Raw genomic sequence first — 2,984 nt, 5'->3', positions numbered from 1 at the left:
GAGGCCGGCGGCCGTCACGGCCTGGCGATAGGTCTCGTCGGCGACGTCGCCGGCGGCGAACAGGCCGGGCACCGAGGTGGCGGTCGAGTTGGGCGCGACCTCGACATAGCCCGACGGTTTCAGCTTGACCTGGTCCTTGACCAGCTCGGTGGCCGGCGCGTGGCCGATGGCGATGAAGACGCCGTCGGCCTTCACGTCCGTCAGCGCGCCGGTCTTGACATTCTTGAGCCGGACATGGGTGACCTTGTTCGGATTCTCGGTGCCGCGGATCTCGTCGACGGCCGAGTCCCAGATCACCTTGATCTTCGGGTGCTTGAACAGGCGCTCCTGCAGGATGCGCTCGGCGCGGAAGTGATCGCGACGATGCACGATGGTGACCTGCGAGGCATGATTGGTGAGGTACAGGGCTTCCTCGACCGCGGTGTTGCCGCCGCCGACCACGATCACTTCCTTGCCCCTGTAGAAGAAGCCGTCGCAGGTGGCGCAGGCCGACACGCCGCCACCCTGGAACTTCGCTTCGGACGGCAGCCCGAGCCAACGCGCCTGCGCGCCGGTGGCGAGGATCACGGTGTCGGCGAGATAGACGTCGCCGCTGTCGGAGGTGAGGCGAAAGGGCCGCTGCGCAGTCTCCAGTCGTGTGACCAGGTCGGTGACGATCCTGGTGCCGACATGGACCGCCTGCTTCTCCATCTGCTCCATCAGCCAGGGGCCCTGGATCACGTCGGCAAAACCCGGATAGTTCTCGACGTCGGTGGTGATGGTGAGCTGGCCGCCGGGCTGGATGCCCTGGATCAGGATCGGCTCCAGCATCGCGCGCGCGGCATAGATCGCCGCTGTGTAGCCGGCGGGCCCGGAGCCGATAATGACGACCTTTGCATGTACAGGAGCGGACATTTCGATGGACGCCTTTCACGGGGGATTTGCAGCGCGGGCGCGGAATGTGCCGGGAGGCCTCGCGGAGGCGCTGAAATATCAGAGCTAATCTAAGCCTTCTGGTGAGCTATGCAAGAATTGCATTCCCTCTCGGCGGATTTTTCCAACAGGGAACAAAAGTCGATTGCGCTGCACGCGCAATAAAATTGCGCTATCCGTGCGGACTGAGCTATGAGGATTCCGACAGACCCACCCAACACCACCTCAAAGGGCAGGAGTTCCCATCACGTGTCGCGGAACCTGGACGAGATCGACCTGAAAATTCTCGCCGAGATTCAGGCCGACGGTCGAATCACGAATGTCGAGCTCGCCAAGCGCGTCGGCATCTCGCCGCCCCCCTGCCTGCGCCGCGTCCGGGCGCTGGAGGAGGAGGGCTACATCCACGGCTATCGCGGCCTGCTCGACGCCCGCAAACTCGGTTTCGACGTCACCGTGTTCGCGGCCGTGCACCTGTCCAGCCAGGCCGAGGCGGATTTGCGGGCATTCGAGGAATTCGTCCGCGCCGAGCCCCTGGTGCGGGAATGCTGGATGCTGTCGGGCGAGGTCGACTTCATCCTCAAATGCGTCGCCCCTGACATGGCGACGTTCCAGGATTTCGTCACGCACCTTACCGCCGCACCCCATGTCCGCAACGTGCGGACCTCGCTGGTGCTGCACAATTCGAAGTACGAGGCGGCCGTGCCGCTCGATGTGAAGGGACGACGCTAGAGCGTTTCACATTTTGATTGAAGCATAACCGGTGCTGGCGAAGTAGTTTGCGCATTCACGAGGCTGGATGTCCTGGACGAGGTGACCGATGTGGCGCCAAGTATCCTCTATGGTGCGCTTTTGAGCTTGACGCATCCAGTGTTTGATCTTGGAGAAGGCCTGTTCGATCGGGTTGAGGTCGGGTGAGTATGGCGGCAGGTACCAGAGCCTGGCGCCAGCCGACTTGATCATCTGCCTGACGGCTTTCGACTTGTGGCTTCCGAGATTGTCGAGAACGACGATGTCGCCTTCGCGCAGGGTCGGCAGGAGAAGGTGCTTGACGTAAGCGCGGAAGCATTCGCCGTTGATCGGACCGTCGAAGACGCAGGGTGCGGTGAGTTGGTCATGGCGGAGCGCGCCGAGGAATGTGAGGGTACGCCAGTGACCGTGCGGGGCGAAGCCGCGCAGGCGGGCCCCTTTGGGTCCCCAGCCTCGCAAAGGAGCCATGTTGGTCTTGATCCAGGTCTCATCGATGAAGACGAGCCGGCCCGGATCGAGTCCGGCCTGCCAGGATCGCCAACGCTGGCGCCTACGAGAGACGTCGGCGCGAGCCTGTTCGAGGGCGAACAGTGTTTTTTTTGAACCGCAGCCCTTCCCGGCGCAGGAACAGCCAGACTGCGTTGTGTGAGACCTTGACCCCACGGGCTGCCAGCTCCGCCTTCAGACCATGCAGGGTCAGGTGCGGCGTCTGGGTGATCCGCTCGACGATGAAGGCGCGGTGCGGATCAAGCATAGGCTTGCGGTGACCGCCCATCTTGCCAGGCGCTACCGAGCCGGTCGTTCGATAACGCTGTGACCACTTCACAACTGACGAGACCGCAACGCCAAACCGTTCCGCCACAGATCGGCAGCTCTCACCTTTGGCAACGGCGGATACCGCGCGCTTACGCAAATCGTTGGAAATTGGTCGGACCATCGGATGCTGGCCTCCAGCCCAGCCAGCATCTTGAATCATATTCGCTTCAGATCCGGAATCCCTTCCGATTCAATAAATCCGTGAACCGCTCTAAAGCGCGATGAGATTAGGATGAATCGTCATCGCGCTTTAGGTTGTTGTTTAAGCATGATCTTTTCGGAAAACCGCTGCGCACTTTTCCGGATCATGCTCTAGAGCTCGCCCTGACACTCTGCGTATCGGTCCCGTCATCCTGAGAGTCTGACTGGTTTTTGGTCAGGCTCTGAGGTGCGAGTGATGGGGCGGCGCGGAGCGCACCACCGGGAGCCTCGAAGGATGAGGGGCCCGGGTGCAGCGGCGTGCGGCAACAGTGGGCCGTCGCCCTTCGAGGCTCGAAGAGGCGAGCACC

3 protein-coding genes are annotated in these 2,984 nt (G+C 62.4%); 1 reads left to right on the top strand and 2 read right to left on the bottom strand.

Annotated features, from left to right (window positions below; genetic code table 11):
* Positions 1-894: thioredoxin-disulfide reductase (gene trxB, locus IC50_RS23600; RefSeq protein WP_035710323.1), on the bottom strand; the 894-nt coding region annotated here is incomplete at its 3' end.
* 267 nt (positions 895-1,161) lie between these two features.
* Here trxB and IC50_RS23595 point away from each other — a divergent pair.
* Entirely contained in the window at positions 1,162-1,641 is a 480-nt protein-coding gene (locus IC50_RS23595; RefSeq protein ID WP_027534298.1) for an Lrp/AsnC family transcriptional regulator, read from the top strand.
* A gap of 6 nt (positions 1,642-1,647) precedes the next feature.
* On the opposite strand, the gene IC50_RS39275 is transcribed toward IC50_RS23595, so the two are convergent.
* Positions 1,648-2,596 (bottom strand): IS630 family transposase gene (locus IC50_RS39275; protein ID WP_085973926.1). Its coding sequence is split into 2 segments (ribosomal slippage): positions 1,648-2,259 and positions 2,261-2,596, totalling 948 coding nucleotides; the frame shifts between segments, so codons are not numbered across the junction.
* Positions 2,597-2,984 lie beyond the last annotated feature (388 nt).

Origin of the sequence: Bradyrhizobium genomosp. I (2014), from assembly GCF_000261685.1 — a bacterium.
Classification (GTDB): Bacteria; Pseudomonadota; Alphaproteobacteria; order Rhizobiales; family Xanthobacteraceae; genus Bradyrhizobium.
Note: the sequence above shows the minus strand (reverse complement) of the source record. Positions and strands in the feature narration are given on the sequence as shown.